The following is a 17,760-nucleotide window of genomic DNA, read 5'->3' on the forward strand; positions in this document are numbered from 1 at the left end:
CCAATTCCCAATTCCCAATTCAACCCCTAATTTTGAGCGATTTCACAAAGCCTTCTGCACTAAGTAACGCGATCCCCAATGTGACAACACCAATCCCTACACTCTGAATCACGTTTAAAGTTTCGCTAATGCTTATCCATGCAACCAACGCTGTCAATGCTGGACTGCTAGAGCCGATTATGGAAGCGGTAGATGCGCCAACCATCCGAATTCCCACATTGTTTAAAGTGTGTCCGAGAAAGCTGACAAGACCGGAAAATATGCTACCAATCCATAAGGGTGTCCAGTCAAGTTGGGCGTTTTTACCTGGCCAGAATAGTAAGCTAATACCAGAGAGCAGTAGAGTGCAGGCAAAACTGATCCAGGTAAAGGGAATTGGATGGAATTTTTCTAAACATTTTTGAGCAATGATGCAATAAAAGGCGTAAACAATTCCAGCGCCAAAACTAGCGAAAATGCCGATCGCAATTGTATGACTGCTATAAGTAGGAGAAGATTGGGGAATGGTGAGAGCGCTTCCTACCAGAATAATAGCCATTACCAGCCAACGGAACAATGTGGGGCGATCGCCAAAAAACCTCCATGACAACAGTGCTGTAAATACGGGATAGGTGAAAAAGAGGGTCAAGGCAATGCCTGTGGGAATCAAGCCAATAGCAATGTAGAGTGAGGCAATATACACAAACATCAGCACTCCACAGCCAAGAGCTTGGATTAGAACATCCCTGCTTTCACGTAGTGCGCCGGAGGCATCGCGGGTGAACAAGTCTTGGAGTTCTGTCCAAGCAGATGGATATAGCTTGAATGATAGAGATGCCATGAGTGGAACCACCAGCAGCATTCGCATGAACATCAGCAAGAAGGAATTCTGCAAATCCGGTTTAACGTATCCACCGAGTAAAAATAAACCTAGTACGAGATGTTCTGAAAACAAAACTCGGACAGTAACGTTGTGAAACGTCAAAACAAAGGAGGATAGAAGAACCGTCAGGATGCCCAACACGATAAAAAGTTTCCTTAGATACGACTTGATTGTATTGTTAAAACCACTGGAATAACAAACCAGATGGAGTTTGAGGAAATCAAAGCCGTCGCTTCAAAAGACGCGATAAATCGCCGTCTCTACAAGGAATTTATCCATCTAATTATTACTATGCCAAGGAACTGACGCCTACAGGTTCAGGAGCAGTCTTTGTGGTGAACTGGTTCACTGGACGGGGTAAACCAAGATTTTCGCGTAAGGTACTACCTTCATACTCAGTACGAAATATTCCTCGGCGTTGCAGTTCGGGAATTACCAAGTCCACGAATTCCTCTAAACCCCCAGGTAGCCAGGGTGGCATAATGTTAAATCCATCAGCCCCACCATTGACAAACCAATCTTCTAACTGATCGGCAATGTGTTCTGGTGTTCCGAGAATTGTTCGATGTCCTCGCGCTCCTGCAATCCACAAATACAGTTGCCGGATTGTTAAATTCTCTCTGCGGGCAAGATCGGTAATTAGCTGTAAGCGGCTTTTGCCACCGTTGGTATCTGGCAGATCCGGCAGAGGCCCATCTAGGGGATATTTGGACAAATCATGGCCACCCACTAGTCCAGAAAGCAGCCCTAATCCGACCAGGGGATGGACCAACTCCTGAAGTTGCTCATATTTATCCTTAGCTTCTTGCTCAGTCTTACCAATTACCGGGAATACCCCTGGCATGATTTTGAGATGGTCAGGGGAACGTCCGTATTTAGCCAATCTCCCCTTGACGCTGGTGTAGAAGGCTTGAGCTTCTGCCAATGTTTGTTGTGCAGTGAAAATCACCTTTGCTGTTTGGGCAGCTAAATCTTGTCCAGCCTCGGAAGATCCAGCTTGTACGATTACTGGATATCCCTGCGGTGGACGCGCCACATTGAGCGGGCCGCGTACCGAGAAATATTTACCTTTGTGGTGGGGAATATGCAGCTTTTCTGCATCGAAGTAAATACCTGACTCCTTATTGTGGAGGAAAGCATCGTCTTCCCAACTGTCCCAAAGTTTGGTGACAACATCCACAAATTCCCTCGCCCGTTCATAGCGTAGCGAGTGTTCTAGGTGGTTTTCTTGGCTGAAATTCTGCGCTGCGGCTTCAGCAGCAGAGGTTACGAGATTCCATCCAGCACGACCACCGCTGAGATAATCTAGTGATGCAAACTTGCGGGCGAGATGAAAAGGTTCATCATAAGTCGTTGATGATGTCGCCACCAACCCGATATTTTCTGTCACCGCAGACAGAGCCGACAATAAAGTTAAAGGTTCAAAGTGGACGCTGAATTGTCCCGAACGGCTAAAAGCCTCAGCCCCTTGCCCTCGATCCCAGACGGCTAAACCATCTGCGAGGAAAAGCATATCAAATTTACCCCGTTCAGCCGTTTGTGCCAGATGCTTGTAATGTTGGAAGTTTAGACCTCCATCAGCCGGGGTGTTGGGATGTCGCCATGCTGCGACGTGATGACCACTACCTGGTAAAAATGCTCCGAGTTTAAGTTGTTTTTTTGTACTCATGTTTGTATTTGCGAGGGCGTACTTATGCTTTTTTCGTTCTCTTGTTTGGAACAAGAAAATATTAGTTATTAAGACTCTGGTCTTGTTGCTTGGATGGAGGGTAGTTTAGAGAATTCATCGTACCAATGGGCAAGTTTTGGATATTTTTGCCGCCATTGCAGATCGGGAAGACGGATTTCTAGTCCCAGTGCAGAGGCGAGGGTTATATGAGCAAGTTTTGGAGTTTGGTCGAGTTTATCTGATATCTTCTCGAAGTAGTCCAAAATTCTCAATGCCCGCTCACGCTCAAACTCGATCACCCCAAAAGACTGCTCACTGAGAGGACGCCTTAACTCCCGAACCCAGACTGCAATGCCATCTATGAACCCACCAGTCATACCTTCAAGTTGCTGTAAAAAGCCATTAGAAATGTCAGCAACTAATTTGATCTCAGGATTTAAGTGATTCAAATAGACGCAAATTATATGTGTTTCACTCAAAATAAATCCGTCGTCAGTCGCTAGGGTGGGAACTTTACCTGTAGGGTTGTAATTAAGTAGCTCGCTGTTTGGATCTCGTGCAATGACTTTTTGGGTTTCGATGCGATCGCACAAATTCAATTCTAGTCTTGCTACCCGTGCAATGCGTGCATAAGGCGAGTTGGGTGTATAGAAGAGTTTCATAAAAAAGTGCGATCGTCATTAGATACTGGATTCAAATGTCTATCGTCTTAACATTTGAAAAATCTGGTCAATAAATTAGGAAAGATGATTTGCTCTAAAGAAGAGAATCGGTTCTGCCAAATTATTGTTTTTCAATAAAGCATCGGCATACTGCACAGGATTAGATTCTGCAAAGTAGATTCGTTGTGCAGCATGGTATCGCTGACGATACAGACGAACTGCATTTTCCCTAGACCCAAGCCGTGCTGCATCTCTATTTACCCCACGCTGCTCGGCCACCTCAAAATCTGTATCTATATAGATACGATAGTCAAAGTAAGAGACAATCTCTGGTCTTAGTAGAAAACTGGCAGCAAAAAGAAAAATGTCTCCAGGATTGGCTTTATTAGGTGTCTCTTCCACTGGAGCATCTGTTTCTAAGTCGAACCCACGTGCCTGGTAGATTAAATTACCTCCAGGCCCGAGTGGTTCAAGCACAAGCTTTTTGAGGAGCGGATAGTTGTAGGCATCAAAATAGTAGCCTTCAGCCGACTCACGACCTCGGCGATGGCGCAGGTCACGTGGGTTATGAAAATCATCCACTGCAATGTGAACAGAACTTCTTCCACGTCTGGTTAATATCTGCGCTAGCTCCTGTGCCAAAGTGGATTTGCCACTAGCAGTAATGCCTGTCACCGCTACTTGCAGAACACGAGAAGGCAGAGCCTCAGCACCCTCGATTAAAGTATCCGCTATTGTTTCCAAAACAGTAGCGCGTGTATCACCCATGCATCGCTCCTCTGCCCAAGTATGGAACTTGCTTTACTACCAATGAAACTTCTACTTCATAGAGATTGTCTAGCTGGTATTTTATTTTTACGCGAGTCCCTATTACGCAGTCACCGCCTGACGACGGTTGTACTCAGAAGCATCTCCTTTGATCGCCTCACTTTGTTTACCATCGATGCCCACTGGGAGATCGCCGACAATTGTCACGCGTTGAACGTGGCGGGGCTGATCGCCGTAATCTGCGATCGCATAATGTTGAGTAGCCCGATTATCCCAAAACGCTACGTCACCAACTTGCCAACGCCACCGGACTGTGTTTTCAGGACGTGTGATGTATGCTTGTAACAACCGCAGAATGTCATCGGATTCAGTTGTTGATAAGCCACGGAACTGGCGCACAAATCCGCCGATGAATAGTCCCCGCTCTCCAGATTCGGGATGGACGCGTACAACTGGGTGCAGAGTCTCGTATACAGTCGAGGTGAAGACAGCCCGGTAAGCCTTGGCATCTTCAGGTAGGTCGAATGCAGTGGCATAGTCGTATTTGTTGCTATGTACTGCCCAAAGTTGGTCTGCAAGATTACGCAAATGGATAGGTAAATCTTCGTATGCAGTCACGGAGTTTGCCCAGATTGTATCGCCACCAGTTGGGGGAATGTCAAGCGCTCGTAAGATAGAGCCGAGAGGAGGACGGTCTACAAATGTCACATCGGTATGCCAGCTATTGGCGCGGGAAGTGGTGCGCCCATAATTCAGGTCTAAGACTTCTGGATTTTCTGGCAGCGATGGTACAGTGGGGTGGGCTGTAGTGAGTTCACCAAAACGACGAGCGAAGGCAACCTGTCCATCAGCATCAAGCTGTTGCTGACCACGGAAAAAGATGACTTTGTATTTGACTAGAGTCTTGCGAATATCACTGATGATCTCATCGCTGAGGTTAGAACTCAGATTAACACCAATAATTTCAGCACCGATACGTCCTGCAACTGGTTTGATATCAAAGTATTGAGAACCCATGATTTTCATCTCCAATAAATTTATGTTTGGGACTAGCCTTTTCAAGCTGGGTGAAAATTCGCCTACAAGAAACTCCTCTTTAACCTCTTAACTCTGTGTTCTCTGTGCCTCTGTGGTTAAAGAAAAGATTTTTTAACCGCAGAGACGCGGAGAGCGCAGAGAGAAAAAGAGATTTTACAAGTCACCTTGAAAGGGCTAATGTTTTTACTTAGGTTGTCAGCAGTTATTCAATTTTGGATTGAAGGAAAAATCTGCTGATTTTTAATTCCTTTCATCTGCTAAACACCAGGGGTAGATCCGCCATCAACGATAATCTCTGTTCCTGTAATCGATGCAGCAAGATCAGACACTAAAAATAGCGCCAGCGCGGCAATTTCTTCTGGTTGGGCGATTCTTTTTAAAGGAATACTTTGGATGTTTTGTGCCTTTACTTGCTCAATGGTGATGCCTTGCGCTTGGGCATTTTGCCGCGCTAAAGTCTCGGCACGCTCTGTAGCTGTAGCACCAGGGGAGATAGCGTTAATGCGAATCTTATACTCGGCTAGCTCTTTAGAAATGCCTTTTGTGAAGTTCAACAAAGCAGCATTGCTTGTACCACCAGCTAGGAAGTTAGGGCGAGGTGTCCGTCCTGCACCACCAACTATATTGACGATCCGTCCATCACCGCGGCTTTTTTGATGGGGGACGACGGCTCTAACTAAGCGGATATAGCCCAATAATTTTAAGTTCCAAGCATCCAAAAATAAATCATCAGTGGATTCTAGGAAAGACCCAGCACGGGCTGAACCGGCATTGTTAATCAAGATATCAATCTGATTAAATTGGGCTAATGTTGTGGAGACAACTTTCTCTACATCCTCTGCTTTAGTTAAATCAGCGCTGATGGCAATAACTTTCGCGCCTGGGGTGGGTAAGGACTGGATGTCAGCTACTGCATTTTCTAGTCTTTCTTGATTGCGAGCTGCGATCGCAACATTCACACCCTCACTATAAAGTGCTTTGGCAGTAGCTAAACCAATTCCCGCACTTCCTCCAGTAACGATCGCTGTTTTACCTGATAGTTTTAGTTCTAAGCTCATACAAACTTACCCTCAAAAATGTAAGTAATTTAGTTGCGAACCAATAATATTGCTGATTGAGAGCCTGTATTGTGGATATCCAAGATGGCTTGATTTTCCCTAGAAGTGCAGCCCAGAAGTATTTTGATTTCTGTATCCCGTTTTTCCAAGTCAACACTACAAATGACGGCAGTGACTTTATTGCTAGACAAACTACCTATCCAGACATCAATATCGGCTCCATCTCCAGAGCGAGAATTTTCCAAGTATCCATAGTCCAACGGATAAACAAAGGATGGATAACGTGGATGTGATGTCCCTTTTGGGCGATCTATCTTGAGATTACTAAGGGCTACAAGCCGATCTAGTTTGAACCAGAAGTCAGCATAATTCGTAGTTCTTAATTCATCATTCGTAATTATTACCTCACAAATAAATCTGCTTGATTGCAACAAGGAAAAACATTAGTCTTTCTCAATAAATCAGTGCATGAAAAAAATTAATTACGTTAGCGTAGCGGTAGCGAGTCCGCGTACTCTTACAGAGAAGCAAGCTACGCTTTTAGCATCTCGAAGAGAGCGTCATTACGAATTACGAACTACGAATTACGAATTACGAATTATTTTGAAATGTGCAACACAGCTTTGCCAGGAAAACGCCTATCGAGTAGTTGTTGGGCCACATCAGCTATTTGTGTCCAAGAAGCTTCTAAATCAATGTGAGGATGCAACTCACCTGCTTCTACTAGACTCAAAAGCCGTTTTAGGCCAACTGCTGCTGATTCAAATCTCAATTCATCGAACAGACGTAAACCATACAGACTCACGCTACCAGTCCCAAAAAATTGAGCCGCGTTGAATGTTACTTCAGATCCCCCAGATACTCCATACAGCACAGTTTTTCCATCCTGTGCCAGTAAGCCAAGAGCTACCCCCAAAGTCTTGCCACCCACTGACTCTACAATTAGATCGTAAGGGCCGTACTCGCTGGCGGGTGAAAGGTCTTCGCCAATCACCACCGATTGCGCCCCCGCTTCTCTAACTAGAGTTTCATAGTCAGCTTGACGAATATGTGCCACAACTTGCGCTCCTGACAGTTGCGCCAATTGGATAGCGAAGTAACCAACACCTCCTGATGCGCCTGTAACCAGAACTGTCCGACCCAAAAGTGAACCACCTTTTAACACTGCATGGTATGCAGTTAAACCCGCTACAGGTAGCGTGGCGGCTTGAGCAAAAGATACCGATGGCGGGACTACTGCTAAGGCGTCAGTAGGAACAGACACAAGTTCTGCCCAAGCACCGGCGCGACGCAAGCCAACTACACGCGCCCCTTGAGGAGGCCCCGAACCATCGGCGGCGGGGATTTCCACTACACCTGCCAAGTCCCAACCAGGCTGCCAACCAGCCTCAGCAGTGGTTGAACGTTTCACCTCTCCGCGATTGAGGGAAATTGCCGCTACCCCCACTAGAGCTTCATCTGGGGCAGGCTTTGGTGCAGTCACTTCACTCAGTGCCAAACGCCCAGGCACATTGGGATCAACAATCACAGCACGTATTTTGCTCATAAGGTTGCCCTGGCTTAGAGATTAGACTTCTTGCAAAAGTGGGTTAAAGGGGAAGGTGTGGTTCAAATACATGAAAACTGCTGTAACTTCAAATCCTTGCAACTAGGTTAACGAAATTTAAAAAACAACGGCATCTTGATAAACTTACAGTATTTCTGGTTCGTAAAAAGAAAAGTATCACAGACAGCCAGAAGAATCAAGCATCTTGTGAATAAATTCGCCATTGACACTTGCACTGTAGTCAAGGCAAGTGGCTTCCGTATCGTTCGGCGTTCTTTTTATGATCACAAAAGCGTAAATCCCTAGTATTCTTGGCTTTTATGTGTGGGGAATTAAAAAGATGTTGTACTATGCGACATATTCGCATTCAATTGTCTTAAAGACTACACCCTACACTCAACACTCTGCCCTGACGCTTGTTGTATCTTTTCAAGCGTGACATTCGTCTCAAGCCCTTAAATACTGATTAGACAGCCAGGAGTCTGTCTGCAAAGGCGATTTGATAAAGAATCTTTAAGAAATTAACATTTTTCAGAAAAGGAAAGACCTAATGCTGAAGTAATTCCCAAAAGTTCAGAATCATAGATTTTGTAGTTTACACACACCCTAGTGTCTGAGAACCTTACATGACTTGCGTCTGGGATGTACTTCATCCATGTCGCAACCTAATTATTAGTTTTTCAATTTTTTGGAAGAGAGGAAAATGAAGAAGTTTACCTGTTTGATGATTGTCGGGGCAGTATTGTCGATTAGTGCGCCTGCTGTGGCTGAAAGTCGTGCGGTTAATATCAGTGTTGGCAGTATTGGTGGTTCCTTAGATAATGCCGCTTTGCGAACAATTCGCCAAGTTATCGGGTTTGCAGTCGGCACTGGCACTGTCGATAAATTCATTGTATATAGTCCCAGAGTCGGATCTCCTATTCCCATCGAAGGAGGTTTATCTGCTTGTGCTGAAGCTGGCTTCGGCACAAGCAATACAACATTTAATGCTTTTATCCGGGAGTTGCGGTCAATTAATCCCAAACCAGGAACTTTCTACAATGTAGAACTTACCGCAAGCTGCAAACAGAAATAAGACGTTTGCACTCAAGCGCCGTAGGATGGGCTTCGTATCTCTGCCCATCCATCGAGTTACACTCTACACCATAAACGCAAAACTCCATATTTTTAAATTGGAGATGTAACATCAATGTTGATTTTAATCAGTTTCAAGAAGCGGCTAGATTAGTTGTATCAGACTCTGGACTGAATAGTGCAGATACTTCCAGTATGAAACAAACAAGAATGTAAAATTGAAACGCATTTTTGGGAGCGCAGAAAAATATGTCTAACGTGAGCATTGCAAAAGGTAGCTGCCTGTGTGGAGTAGTAAACGTTTCTACAACCCGTATGAGTAATCAGGTAGGAGCGTGTCATTGTAGTATGTGTCGCAACTGGGGTGGAGGGCCTTTGTTAGTAGTTGAGTGTGAAAGTGATGTTAGCTTTTCTGGTGAAGAAAATATCGGAGTTTATCAATCTTCAGAATGGGCAGAGCGTGGCTTCTGTAAGAAGTGTGGTAGCCATCTATTTTACAAATTGAAACAAAGTAACCAGTATTTCATACCCGTTGGACTATTCGATAGCTATGAAGGTCTTGTTTTTGATCATCAGATATTCATTGATCAAAAGCCCAAATATTACTGTTTTGCCAATGAAACCAAGAACCTGACAGGGGCAGAAGTATTTGCACAGTTTGCACCTCCATCAGAGCGGTAAAGATTAGAGCTACTTTTTAGGGACTTCCAAGAAATAAATTACCTAAATAAACGTAGACGCATTAGCGAAGCGGTAGCGACGTTCGCGTAGCGTCTCGCAGAGAAGGAGCGTCAGCGGCTTGCCGGAGGCTACCACTCCAGACACGGAGAACACAGAGGAATGAGGAGAAGAGAGTTTTTTGGGTATTTTTTATTTGGAAGTTCCTTAAAATTATCCTTAATGATGAAATTTTAGACTTAATACAGCGAAACGCTACGCGTAGCTTGTTTCTTGGCAGAAGTACGCGTAGCGGATACAAAGGGAAAGAAGAAAAAATACTTAACTCAACTGTATTGCCTTACGGAGTAGTAGTTGGGGTACTCGTTGGAGTTGGGGTACTAGTTGAATTTCCAGGATTAACAAGGGAACGAACTTGTTGCAGGTGTTCTTGGAGGATTGGTAGAGTTTGACCGGCAAATGCTTTCACATCTGGATCTTGTCCCTGTTCAGCTTCAGTTTGAAATGCAGAGACATCTTTTTCATGATCTTGAAGCATGTGATTCAAATATTGGCGATCAAATTTAGCACCAGAAAGTTTGGATAAACGTTGTTTTACTTGCTGATTTTTGGTTCCAATAGTAGTTGGCAGTGTTACACCTTTTTGAGTCGCCAACTGTTTGAGTTGATTGTTTACCAGAGTATGATCTTGAACCATACGCTGTCCATACTGTTTTACCGCATCGCTAGCTCCACGTTGTGATGCTAGTTGTCCTAGTTGGACTTCTGCTAAACCACCTTGAGCAGCTGCATTGATAAACTGTCTGTCTGAAGAACTGAGGCTATTTTGCCCTGACGTCGTTGGTGATGTCGTTGGTGATGTAGTTGGTGATGTCGTTGGTGATGTCGTTGGGGATGCACTTGGTGATGGACTCTCTGTCGTTTGCACAGATTGAGCAGGTGGAACTTCAGATATATTGTCGTCATGGGGCGTAGTTGGTGTGCAACCAGTTGCCAGAGATAAGGCGATCGCCACTATACCAGTAGAATATATTTTGAAGTTGGACATAATTAATGTTCTCCTTGGATAAAGCTATATTTTGAAATGTCGAATGAAAAACTAAGCGCGATCGCACAGTTGAGTCAGCTACAAACAAAGCCGATTAATATGAAGCAGATGCCGCTGGTGCAAATGTAAATAGATTCAAGATTTCTCGATTGAATGCAGGGATATCATCTGGTTGGTTGAGTTCTGTTTGGGCGAGGAGCGGTTGCAAAAATCCTTCCGAAACTGTAATGCTGCCACTAATCCCGAAGCAGAAGCAGTTTTTAACAAGCTGCGTCTACTGATTTGCATAATTGTCTCCTACAAGCACCAACAGGAATGAGCCGTATATTATCACTGCTATCTGGCACAGAGACTCTAGCTAAGGTGTGCTTTTAAATATACTCCGCAAGATGCATTCACAATGCAAGCCGATGCATTCTTAATGCAAATCGATGCATTCTTAATACAAGTCGATGTATTCCTAATGCAAGTCAATGGTCACTGAGCATAGCCGTTCGCGCAGCGTCTCGTAGAGAAGTGCTGCTCCCCTGCTCCCCTGCACAAGCGCAGGCTTTGAGAGATGTGGTGAGAAATCGGGGTTATTTAGTTATAGATAGGTAGCTGCTTATCTCTTTAATTGTGGGAAATACAAAGACATTCTACGCCCGTTCATGTACTTGACACTACTTTGCGAGGCGCTAAAAAGCCAAGGACAATTGCTACCAAGAACAATGCTGGAACATCACCAAACAGGTGTCCCTGTTCAACAGGGTCAATTACTGCATGTACCGCCATGATCAGCCCGTGAACTGCACTTGATATGACGGTGAACCAGATTAAACTGAGGTGAGCTTCTGGTTGTCTTGAAGCTAACAGCAAAAAGACACCAAGCGTCGCATAAACACCAATAATCATCTGTTCGTATTCGTGCTGACCTGGTTGCCATAACCAGCCTGATGCCCAGACCTGAGTTAGCGGATAAATAAGTAGAAAAGCTATGCCAACAAGAACCAGAGCGATTCGTAAGTACCGATCGCGCCCATCCATTGCTTTAACCTCCACTAATTTCTAGTGCAGTCTTTACTAACAAAACTGCATCATTTTGTGATTGTATTCCCACTAGTGATACTTCAGCTTTAGAGTGTTAGAAATTTTAATGCTCCTCATGGTTTTTAGTGTCGTCTTACAGTTTTGTAATTGCATCGGTCTGCAATATTAATGCATCGATTTGTTATGCCAATGCATCGACCTGTTATGCCAATACATCGGTCTGTTATGCCAATGCATCGACCTGTTATGTTAATACATCGGTTTGTTATGCCAATACATCGACCTGTTATGTTAATACATCGGTCTGTTATGCCAATACATCGACCTGTTATCTTAAACTATCCTTTCTAACCTTGCCCTATCTGAAAACTTCATCTTACTGATAATTTTTTTGTTGTAATGGGTACATTAAATGTACAGCTTACTAAGTATGAATGTATGCCTCCCCAAAATACAACAAACCGCTTGCGCCCTCAACTGATTAGTCAAGATATTGACTCATTCCACGGTTTGCAAACCGTCAGCAATTACAACACAACTCGTGCTGATGCCTCATCTGCTAATTTACAGGAAGCTTATCAGGCAATGTTGATTTCTCAACAAACTGAAACCGAGAAACTAGCTTTATACCGTGCTGCTGCTGATGCTGCGCGATTAGCAGAGTGGGAATTTCATAATGCCGTATTAGCGATGAAAGAAGTTGTACGCGGGCAATATGGTTCAGATAGCGATCAAGCCCAAGCTGTGGGATTGAAGAAAAAATCAGACCGCAAGCGTCCTTCTCGGAAAAAGCAAGTTGCTATGGCGTAACCGTCTCCTGGAAGCCAATACGCTTGGGTTAAGGCTAAAACTCTGTTATCCAAGTCAGTTTTTTAACGAACCGCCAACTCTTGGAGAGGCTTCCGCCAACGCGCAGCGTCTCGTAGAGAAGGCGCAGAGGACACAGAGAGAAGAAAGAGAAGGAAAAAATTGCTTAACTGAACTGTATTGCCCTGGAAGCGATCGCAAGTTAATCAAATTGATCGAGAAAGGCACAGAGGCAAGGGGAAAAAACTTACTGCAACTTCTCTGCTGCTCCCCTGCCTCCTAATTGCCCAATTCCTAAAAGCTCAACGGCAGCAATTAATCTCTTATTTTATATCTTGCATTTGCTGATTGCTCGAACGCTCCAACTCCAAATCGTCCCAAGAAACTGGATCTTCTACAGGTTCCAGGTGAGTTGTAACGTGGGTTGAAGGTAGCACCCGAAGAATAGCAAGTTCTATTGCCTCGCACAAATCATGCCCTTGTTGTACTGTCCAAGATCCAGGCACAAGAACATGAAAGGAAACAAAGCGACGGGTTCCAGCAGTGCGGGTTCGCAAAGCATGGAACTGGATGTCTTGATGTTTGTACTCGTTAAGAATGCTCTTGATTGCGTCAATTTCTTTTTTAGGCAAAGCTGCATCCAGTAACGCGCTACTGGTTTCTCGCAGCAAACGAAATCCTGTCCAAGTAATATTTGCTGCTACTATCAGCGCAACAATTGGATCGAGTACGAGAGCGCCTGTTACTTTGACGAGAAAGATTCCAACTATCACACCAGCCGAAGTTACTACATCGGTAAACAGGTGGTGAGCATCAGCCCTCAGTGTAATGGAACGTAACCGTCGCCCTGCCCGTAGCAAGATAAATGCAACAACGCCGTTGATTGTAGTTGCAAATAGGGAGAGTGCCACCCCTAATCCCAGTTGTGTTAATGGTTCTGGATGTAACAAGCGTCCCCAAGCTTCAACAGCAATGCTAATGGCTGCCACTATAATCAACGCACCTTCTGCACCACTGGAGAAGTATTCGGCTTTAGAATGCCCGAAGGCGTGTTCGGCATCGGCTGGTTTCTCAGCATAGGTCAATGCCCATAGAGCGACTAATGCAGCTAGGAGATTTACAATTGATTCAATCGCATCTGAAAGCAAACCTACTGACCCGGTTAGCAGGTAAGCGCCAAATTTTAGGGCAATAGTGATGATTGCTGCTGCAATCGATAAGAAAGCATAGGATCGGGCTGTTGGACTACTCATCTCGGTCACGGACGTAATTACAGTGATTCCGAGCTAAGAGTACCAAATTTTACTTGAGTGGTCATCAGTCCTGAGACTTCTACTGATTGGTATTTCAAGACGCGATAAATCGCGTCTCTACAAGTGTATTGGCTACAGGGTATCATTGCCGCGTATGAACTTCTTGCTCATACTGGTAATGTTGCGATCGCCATATCTACAGCAGTTTGTCTAAGGTAATTGGCAAATCGCGGACGCGCTTACCGGTGGCATGATAGACAGCATTAGCGATCGCTGCCGCTGTTCCGGTAATGCCAATTTCACCAATTCCTTTGACGCCAAGGGGGTTGATATGTGGATCGTGTTCATCGACAAACAACACCTCAATATCAGGAACATCTGCATTCACTGGTACGTGATACTCAGCTAAATCATGGTTGACAACGCGTCCTCGGTTGGGGTCTGTTAGCGTATGTTCCATTAACGCCATGCCAATGCCATAAACAATCCCACCGATCAATTGACTGTTGGCTGTTTTAGCATTGAGGATACGTCCCACGCCAAAAGTTCCCACCCAGCGCGTCACTCGCACTTCACCCAAATCAGGCTCAACGCGCACTTCGGCAAACTGCGCTCCAAATGAGTGCATTGAGAACTTCTTTTGTTCATCTCCAGGTTTGGCATCTGCACGCGCTTCGATCATTTTCTTTCCATGTCGTGCCAAGATTGCCTGATAAGTTTCGCTGGCGGAAGATTTATTTTTTAAGAAAAAGCTGCCATTTTCGGCAATCACATCCTCAGCTTTTGAACTATAAAGGGGCGATTTTTGATCGGCAAGTGCTAGTTGCAAAAGCTGACTGCGTGCTTGATTTCCCGCTAAATGTACGGCTGAACTGACACTGGCGGCGGTTTGGGAACCACCAGAAACGGGGGTTTGTGGCATCTTGGTATCGCCTAGCTCAAACCGAACTTTGTTAACTGGTAAACCGAGTGCCTCAGCTGCAACTTGAGTCATCACAGTATAAGTTCCCGTGCCAATATCTTGGGAACCACTCTGCACAACGGCTGTACCATCTGCCATAATTTGAGCGATCGCTGATGCTGGAGAACGGTTGGTAGGATAAGTAGCTGTCGCCATACCCCAACCAATCAAATAATTCCCGTCTCGCATTGAACGGGGCTGAGGATTGCGCTTTTGCCAGCCAAACTTTTCTGCCCCCAATTTGTAACACTCTCTGAGTGACTTGCTCGACCAAGGCAGTCCTTTGCTAGGATCGACTTCAGCATAGTTACGCAGACGCAACTCCACCGGATCGATGTTGAGCGCATAAGCTAGTTCGTCCATTGCCGATTCTAAGGCAAACGACCCAGAAGCTTCGCCAGGGGCCCGCATATAGGTTGGTGTTCCTTGATCGAGCTGAACCAGACGGTGGCTGGTTTCGATATGCGGACAAGCGTAAATCATCCGGGCGCTTTTACCAACAGGTTCGATAAATTCATCGAAAGTTGAAGTCTGAGAAGTGCCGGCGTGTCGCAAAGCAGTCAATTTACCATCGCGGGTTGCACCTAGAGAAACCTGTTGAATTGTCTCCGGTCGAAAGCCCACAGGCCCATACATCTGTATACGGCCCAGAACTAATTTTACTGGGCGATTAACTTGCTTTGCGGCGATCGCCGCTAGTGGTACGTGCGACCAAGCCGACCCTTTGCAGCCGAAGCCACCGCCCACAAAATAAGACATAATGCGGACTTTCTCAGGCTCAATTCCTAATACCTCCGCAACTTTTTTTTGAGTCGAAAAAATTCCCTGAGTTGCGTCATACAGCAGCAGTTCATCGCCTTGCCAAACTGCTGTTGTAGCATGAGGCTCCATCGGATTGTGATTTTCTACTGGGGTGGTATAGGTTTGCTCGACGCGAACAGCTGCCGCCGCTAGTCCCTGGTTGACATTGCCATGCGCTAAATCGGGCGGCTCATCTCTAGGGATTTTACCTTTAGGTAAGTATGCCTTAGCTAGATTCTCCCGCATATTAATGGTTGGTTTCTCTTCGTCATAGCGAACTTGTACGAGGGAGGCAGCATACATCGCTCGTTCAAAGGTATCGGCAACGACGACACCAATATGCTGACCGCTATACAGCACAATGTTATCTTGCAGGACTTGCACCTTGGGCCCACCGCCCTTTTCTCCAGAAGCTTTGGGCGCGTTGAGGTGGGTAATTACTGCTAATACACCCGGTACTTGTTCCGCCGCCTTTGTATCGATTTGGGCAATCTTCCCTTTGGCGATCGCACTTTGAATTGTCACGCCATAAGTCATTTTTGCTACCGGAAACTCAGCCGCGTAACGTGCGCCACCAGTTACCTTGAGCCGTCCATCAACTCGATTTAACGGTTTGCCGACAACTATATTTTTATCCCCAGTATTCATGCCATCCCTCCCACCGTTGTCAGCGCCTTAACAATTGTGCGTTTAGCCAGTTCGACCTTAAAGCCGTTGTATTTTTGAGGTTTAGCACCGGCGATCGCAGCTGACGCTGCTGCTTGAAATGTTGCCTGGTTTGCAGGCTTGTTCAGAAGCGCTTTTTCCGCTTCAAAGGCACGCCAGGGCTTTGTGCCGACGCCACCCAGGGCAATGCGTGCCGAGCGAATAATCCCATTTTGAATATCTAGTGCCGCCGCAACCGATGTCATCGCAAAAGCATAAGAGGCGCGATCGCGGACTTTTAAATAATGCGATCGCCTTGCAAAGTTTAAAGCAGGTAAATCAACCGCAACAATTAGCTCTCCGTGTTCTAGAACCGTCTCCCTTTCTGGCGTATTACCCGGTACGAGATGAAAATCTACCAGCGGAATACTGCGCTCTCCCTTCGGCCCGCGTGTTTGCACAACGGCATCGAGTGCGATCATTGCCACAGCCATATCAGAAGGATGGGTGGCAATACAGCGATCGCTACCGCCAAAAATCGCATGGATGCGGTTATAACCCTCGATTGCTGGACAACCTGAACCGGGAACGCGCTTATTGCAGGGGAAGGCGGTGTCACGGAAGTAGTAACAGCGGGTACGTTGCAGTAAATTTCCGCCCACACTTGCCATGTTTCGCAGTTGCGGTGATGCCCCAGACAGCAAGGCCTCCGACAACACAGGGTAACGCTCCCGAATGATCGGATTATAAGCAACATCGCTATTACTTGCCATTGCTCCAATCCGCACACCGTTACCCTGTACTTCTATCTTGGTTAACGGTAGTGGGTTAATGTCAACTAACTGTTTTGGCGTTTGTACATTCAGCTTCATCAGATCAATTAAGCTTGTACCCCCTGCCAAGTAAGCAGCTTGCACTTCTGGAGTCACCAAAGCCACGGCATTCTCTGCTTGTCCCGCTTTTTTATAGCTAAACGGCTGCATCTTTTTTTCCCTCTAAGACATCGCGGACAGCAGCCACGATATTTGGATAAGCACCGCAACGGCAGATATTGCCGCTCATTAGTTCGCGAATGTCGGCATCTGACTTAGCGTGTCCCTCGTTCACTAAACCCACCGCCGAACAAATCTGTCCTGGCGTGCAGTAGCCGCACTGAAACGCATCGCGGGACAGAAATGCGGCTTGCATCGGGTGCAGATTGTTTCCTTGTTCCAACCCTTCAATAGTTGTGATTTTTGCGTCAGTGTGCATAATTGCAAATGTCAGGCACGAATTAATCCGTTGCCCATCAACCAGCACCGTGCAAGCACCACACTGACCATGATCGCAACCTTTTTTAGTACCAATTAATCCTATGTATTCCCGAAGTGCATCAAGTAAGGTAACACGCGGTTCAATTTGCAAACTATGTGGTGTTCCATTCACTTGTAGCGTCACCTTCACAGTTTCAGAAGTGGAAGTTGCCAGCATTGGGGTAGTTTTTTTGACTTGAGTTTCTGCTACAGCTTTCTCTACAAAATTAGCGATCATCGCCGCTACTGTGCTGAAGACCATCAATTGACCCAACTTGCGGCGTCTTAAGACAAACCTCATTTGTTCGCTCCATTCTGTTTTTGTTAAAAATATTGAGTAATTATCTCTACTGAAATTATTGATAGAAAACCAGACTTTCTTATAAGCATTTTCTTTAAAAAGACATTGTTTATAGAATACAATTTCGTCTTGTTATGTCTCTCTATCAGAAGATTTATGCCATAAGTATTATCTATAATTCTCAAAATAGAATTAATATCAAGTCCGGGTAATTAGTTATGATGCCCCCAGTCATTGCACCCCACCCTAACCCTCCCCTTATAAAGGG

Annotated in this window: 17 protein-coding genes; 3 read left to right on the forward strand and 14 right to left on the reverse strand. The window is 45.4% G+C overall.

Annotated features, from left to right (window positions below; genetic code table 11):
- Window positions 1–19: 19 nt before the first annotated feature.
- The 8 genes from HWQ42_RS06970 to HWQ42_RS07005 all read right to left on the reverse strand — a co-directional run bounded on the left by HWQ42_RS06970 (window position 20) and on the right by HWQ42_RS07005 (window position 7,603).
- On the reverse strand, window positions 20–1,003 hold the full coding sequence (locus HWQ42_RS06970; RefSeq protein WP_292810469.1) for a DMT family transporter: 984 nt from the start codon (window positions 1,001–1,003) through the stop codon (window positions 20–22).
- A gap of 148 nt (window positions 1,004–1,151) precedes the next feature.
- Window positions 1,152–2,531, reverse strand: coding sequence for an LLM class flavin-dependent oxidoreductase (locus tag HWQ42_RS06975; RefSeq protein ID WP_292810472.1), 1,380 nt, complete (start codon window positions 2,529–2,531; stop codon window positions 1,152–1,154).
- Between the two features lie 68 nt (window positions 2,532–2,599).
- Window positions 2,600–3,193, reverse strand: coding sequence for a glutathione S-transferase family protein (locus tag HWQ42_RS06980; protein ID WP_292810474.1), 594 nt, complete (start codon window positions 3,191–3,193; stop codon window positions 2,600–2,602).
- A 75-nt stretch (window positions 3,194–3,268) separates the two neighbouring features.
- A complete protein-coding gene (locus HWQ42_RS06985) occupies window positions 3,269–3,961 on the reverse strand; it encodes a hypothetical protein (RefSeq protein ID WP_292810477.1) in 693 nt (230 codons plus the stop codon).
- Between the two features lie 102 nt (window positions 3,962–4,063).
- Window positions 4,064–4,978: a TauD/TfdA family dioxygenase gene (locus HWQ42_RS06990; protein ID WP_292736288.1), complete on the reverse strand. Its 915-nt coding sequence runs from the start codon at window positions 4,976–4,978 to the stop codon at window positions 4,064–4,066.
- 278 nt (window positions 4,979–5,256) lie between these two features.
- A complete protein-coding gene (locus tag HWQ42_RS06995; RefSeq protein WP_292810479.1) occupies window positions 5,257–6,057 on the reverse strand; it encodes an SDR family oxidoreductase in 801 nt (266 codons plus the stop codon).
- 29 nt (window positions 6,058–6,086) lie between these two features.
- Window positions 6,087–6,491: a hypothetical protein gene (locus tag HWQ42_RS07000; RefSeq protein WP_292810481.1), complete on the reverse strand. Its 405-nt coding sequence runs from the start codon at window positions 6,489–6,491 to the stop codon at window positions 6,087–6,089.
- Between the two features lie 164 nt (window positions 6,492–6,655).
- On the reverse strand, window positions 6,656–7,603 hold the full coding sequence (locus HWQ42_RS07005) for a zinc-binding dehydrogenase (protein ID WP_292810482.1): 948 nt from the start codon (window positions 7,601–7,603) through the stop codon (window positions 6,656–6,658).
- Between the two features lie 703 nt (window positions 7,604–8,306).
- Between HWQ42_RS07005 and HWQ42_RS07010 the strand changes: the two genes are divergently transcribed.
- On the forward strand, window positions 8,307–8,678 hold the full coding sequence (locus HWQ42_RS07010; protein WP_292810485.1) for a hypothetical protein: 372 nt from the start codon (window positions 8,307–8,309) through the stop codon (window positions 8,676–8,678).
- 248 nt (window positions 8,679–8,926) lie between these two features.
- Window positions 8,927–9,358 (forward strand): GFA family protein, encoded by a 432-nt coding sequence (locus tag HWQ42_RS07015; RefSeq protein ID WP_292810487.1) that lies wholly within the window; start codon window positions 8,927–8,929, stop codon window positions 9,356–9,358.
- 337 nt (window positions 9,359–9,695) lie between these two features.
- On the opposite strand, the gene HWQ42_RS07020 is transcribed toward HWQ42_RS07015, so the two are convergent.
- Complete coding sequence (locus tag HWQ42_RS07020; protein WP_292810490.1) at window positions 9,696–10,403, reverse strand: DUF4142 domain-containing protein; 708 nt, start codon at window positions 10,401–10,403, stop codon at window positions 9,696–9,698.
- Window positions 10,404–11,051: 648 nt separating this feature from the next.
- Complete coding sequence (locus HWQ42_RS07025; RefSeq protein WP_292810492.1) at window positions 11,052–11,429, reverse strand: DUF6632 domain-containing protein; 378 nt, start codon at window positions 11,427–11,429, stop codon at window positions 11,052–11,054.
- 441 nt (window positions 11,430–11,870) lie between these two features.
- Between HWQ42_RS07025 and HWQ42_RS07030 the strand changes: the two genes are divergently transcribed.
- On the forward strand, window positions 11,871–12,242 hold the full coding sequence (locus tag HWQ42_RS07030) for a hypothetical protein (protein WP_292810494.1): 372 nt from the start codon (window positions 11,871–11,873) through the stop codon (window positions 12,240–12,242).
- A 320-nt stretch (window positions 12,243–12,562) separates the two neighbouring features.
- On the opposite strand, the gene HWQ42_RS07035 is transcribed toward HWQ42_RS07030, so the two are convergent.
- From HWQ42_RS07035 to HWQ42_RS07050, 4 genes are all read right to left on the reverse strand, one after another.
- Window positions 12,563–13,492, reverse strand: a complete 930-nt coding sequence (locus HWQ42_RS07035) for a cation diffusion facilitator family transporter (RefSeq protein WP_292810496.1) — start codon at window positions 13,490–13,492, stop codon at window positions 12,563–12,565.
- A gap of 196 nt (window positions 13,493–13,688) precedes the next feature.
- Window positions 13,689–15,902, reverse strand: coding sequence for a xanthine dehydrogenase family protein molybdopterin-binding subunit (locus tag HWQ42_RS07040; protein WP_292810498.1), 2,214 nt, complete (start codon window positions 15,900–15,902; stop codon window positions 13,689–13,691).
- On the reverse strand, window positions 15,899–16,882 hold the full coding sequence (locus tag HWQ42_RS07045; RefSeq protein ID WP_292810501.1) for a xanthine dehydrogenase family protein subunit M: 984 nt from the start codon (window positions 16,880–16,882) through the stop codon (window positions 15,899–15,901). The genes HWQ42_RS07040 and HWQ42_RS07045 overlap by 4 nt, the downstream gene beginning before the upstream one ends.
- Window positions 16,869–17,492 (reverse strand): 2Fe-2S iron-sulfur cluster-binding protein, encoded by a 624-nt coding sequence (locus HWQ42_RS07050; protein ID WP_292810503.1) that lies wholly within the window; start codon window positions 17,490–17,492, stop codon window positions 16,869–16,871. The genes HWQ42_RS07045 and HWQ42_RS07050 overlap by 14 nt, the downstream gene beginning before the upstream one ends.
- Between the last annotated feature and the right edge of the window lie 268 nt (window positions 17,493–17,760).

It is taken from the genome of Nostoc sp. JL23 (assembly GCF_017115065.1).
In the GTDB taxonomy this organism is placed as follows: domain Bacteria; phylum Cyanobacteriota; class Cyanobacteriia; order Cyanobacteriales; family Nostocaceae; genus Nostoc; species Nostoc punctiforme_A.

Excerpts from the sequence above, each read along its gene's own strand:
- HWQ42_RS07020 (WP_292810490.1), bottom strand. The coding sequence starts at position 10,403 with ATGTCCAACTTCAAAATATATTCTACTGGTATAGTGGCGATCGCCTTA.
- HWQ42_RS07005 (WP_292810482.1), bottom strand. The coding sequence starts at position 7,603 with ATGAGCAAAATACGTGCTGTGATTGTTGATCCCAATGTGCCTGGGCGT.
- HWQ42_RS06980 (WP_292810474.1), bottom strand. The coding sequence starts at position 3,193 with ATGAAACTCTTCTATACACCCAACTCGCCTTATGCACGCATTGCACGG.
- HWQ42_RS06975 (WP_292810472.1), bottom strand. The coding sequence starts at position 2,531 with ATGAGTACAAAAAAACAACTTAAACTCGGAGCATTTTTACCAGGTAGT.
- HWQ42_RS07040 (WP_292810498.1), bottom strand. The coding sequence starts at position 15,902 with ATGAATACTGGGGATAAAAATATAGTTGTCGGCAAACCGTTAAATCGA.
- HWQ42_RS07010 (WP_292810485.1), top strand. The coding sequence starts at position 8,307 with ATGAAGAAGTTTACCTGTTTGATGATTGTCGGGGCAGTATTGTCGATT.
- HWQ42_RS07025 (WP_292810492.1), bottom strand. The coding sequence starts at position 11,429 with ATGGATGGGCGCGATCGGTACTTACGAATCGCTCTGGTTCTTGTTGGC.
- HWQ42_RS06995 (WP_292810479.1), bottom strand. The coding sequence starts at position 6,057 with ATGAGCTTAGAACTAAAACTATCAGGTAAAACAGCGATCGTTACTGGA.
- HWQ42_RS07015 (WP_292810487.1), top strand. The coding sequence starts at position 8,927 with ATGTCTAACGTGAGCATTGCAAAAGGTAGCTGCCTGTGTGGAGTAGTA.
- HWQ42_RS07030 (WP_292810494.1), top strand. The coding sequence starts at position 11,871 with ATGCCTCCCCAAAATACAACAAACCGCTTGCGCCCTCAACTGATTAGT.
- HWQ42_RS07050 (WP_292810503.1), bottom strand. The coding sequence starts at position 17,492 with ATGAGGTTTGTCTTAAGACGCCGCAAGTTGGGTCAATTGATGGTCTTC.
- HWQ42_RS07035 (WP_292810496.1), bottom strand. The coding sequence starts at position 13,492 with ATGAGTAGTCCAACAGCCCGATCCTATGCTTTCTTATCGATTGCAGCA.
- HWQ42_RS07045 (WP_292810501.1), bottom strand. The coding sequence starts at position 16,882 with ATGCAGCCGTTTAGCTATAAAAAAGCGGGACAAGCAGAGAATGCCGTG.
- HWQ42_RS06985 (WP_292810477.1), bottom strand. The coding sequence starts at position 3,961 with ATGGGTGATACACGCGCTACTGTTTTGGAAACAATAGCGGATACTTTA.
- HWQ42_RS06990 (WP_292736288.1), bottom strand. The coding sequence starts at position 4,978 with ATGGGTTCTCAATACTTTGATATCAAACCAGTTGCAGGACGTATCGGT.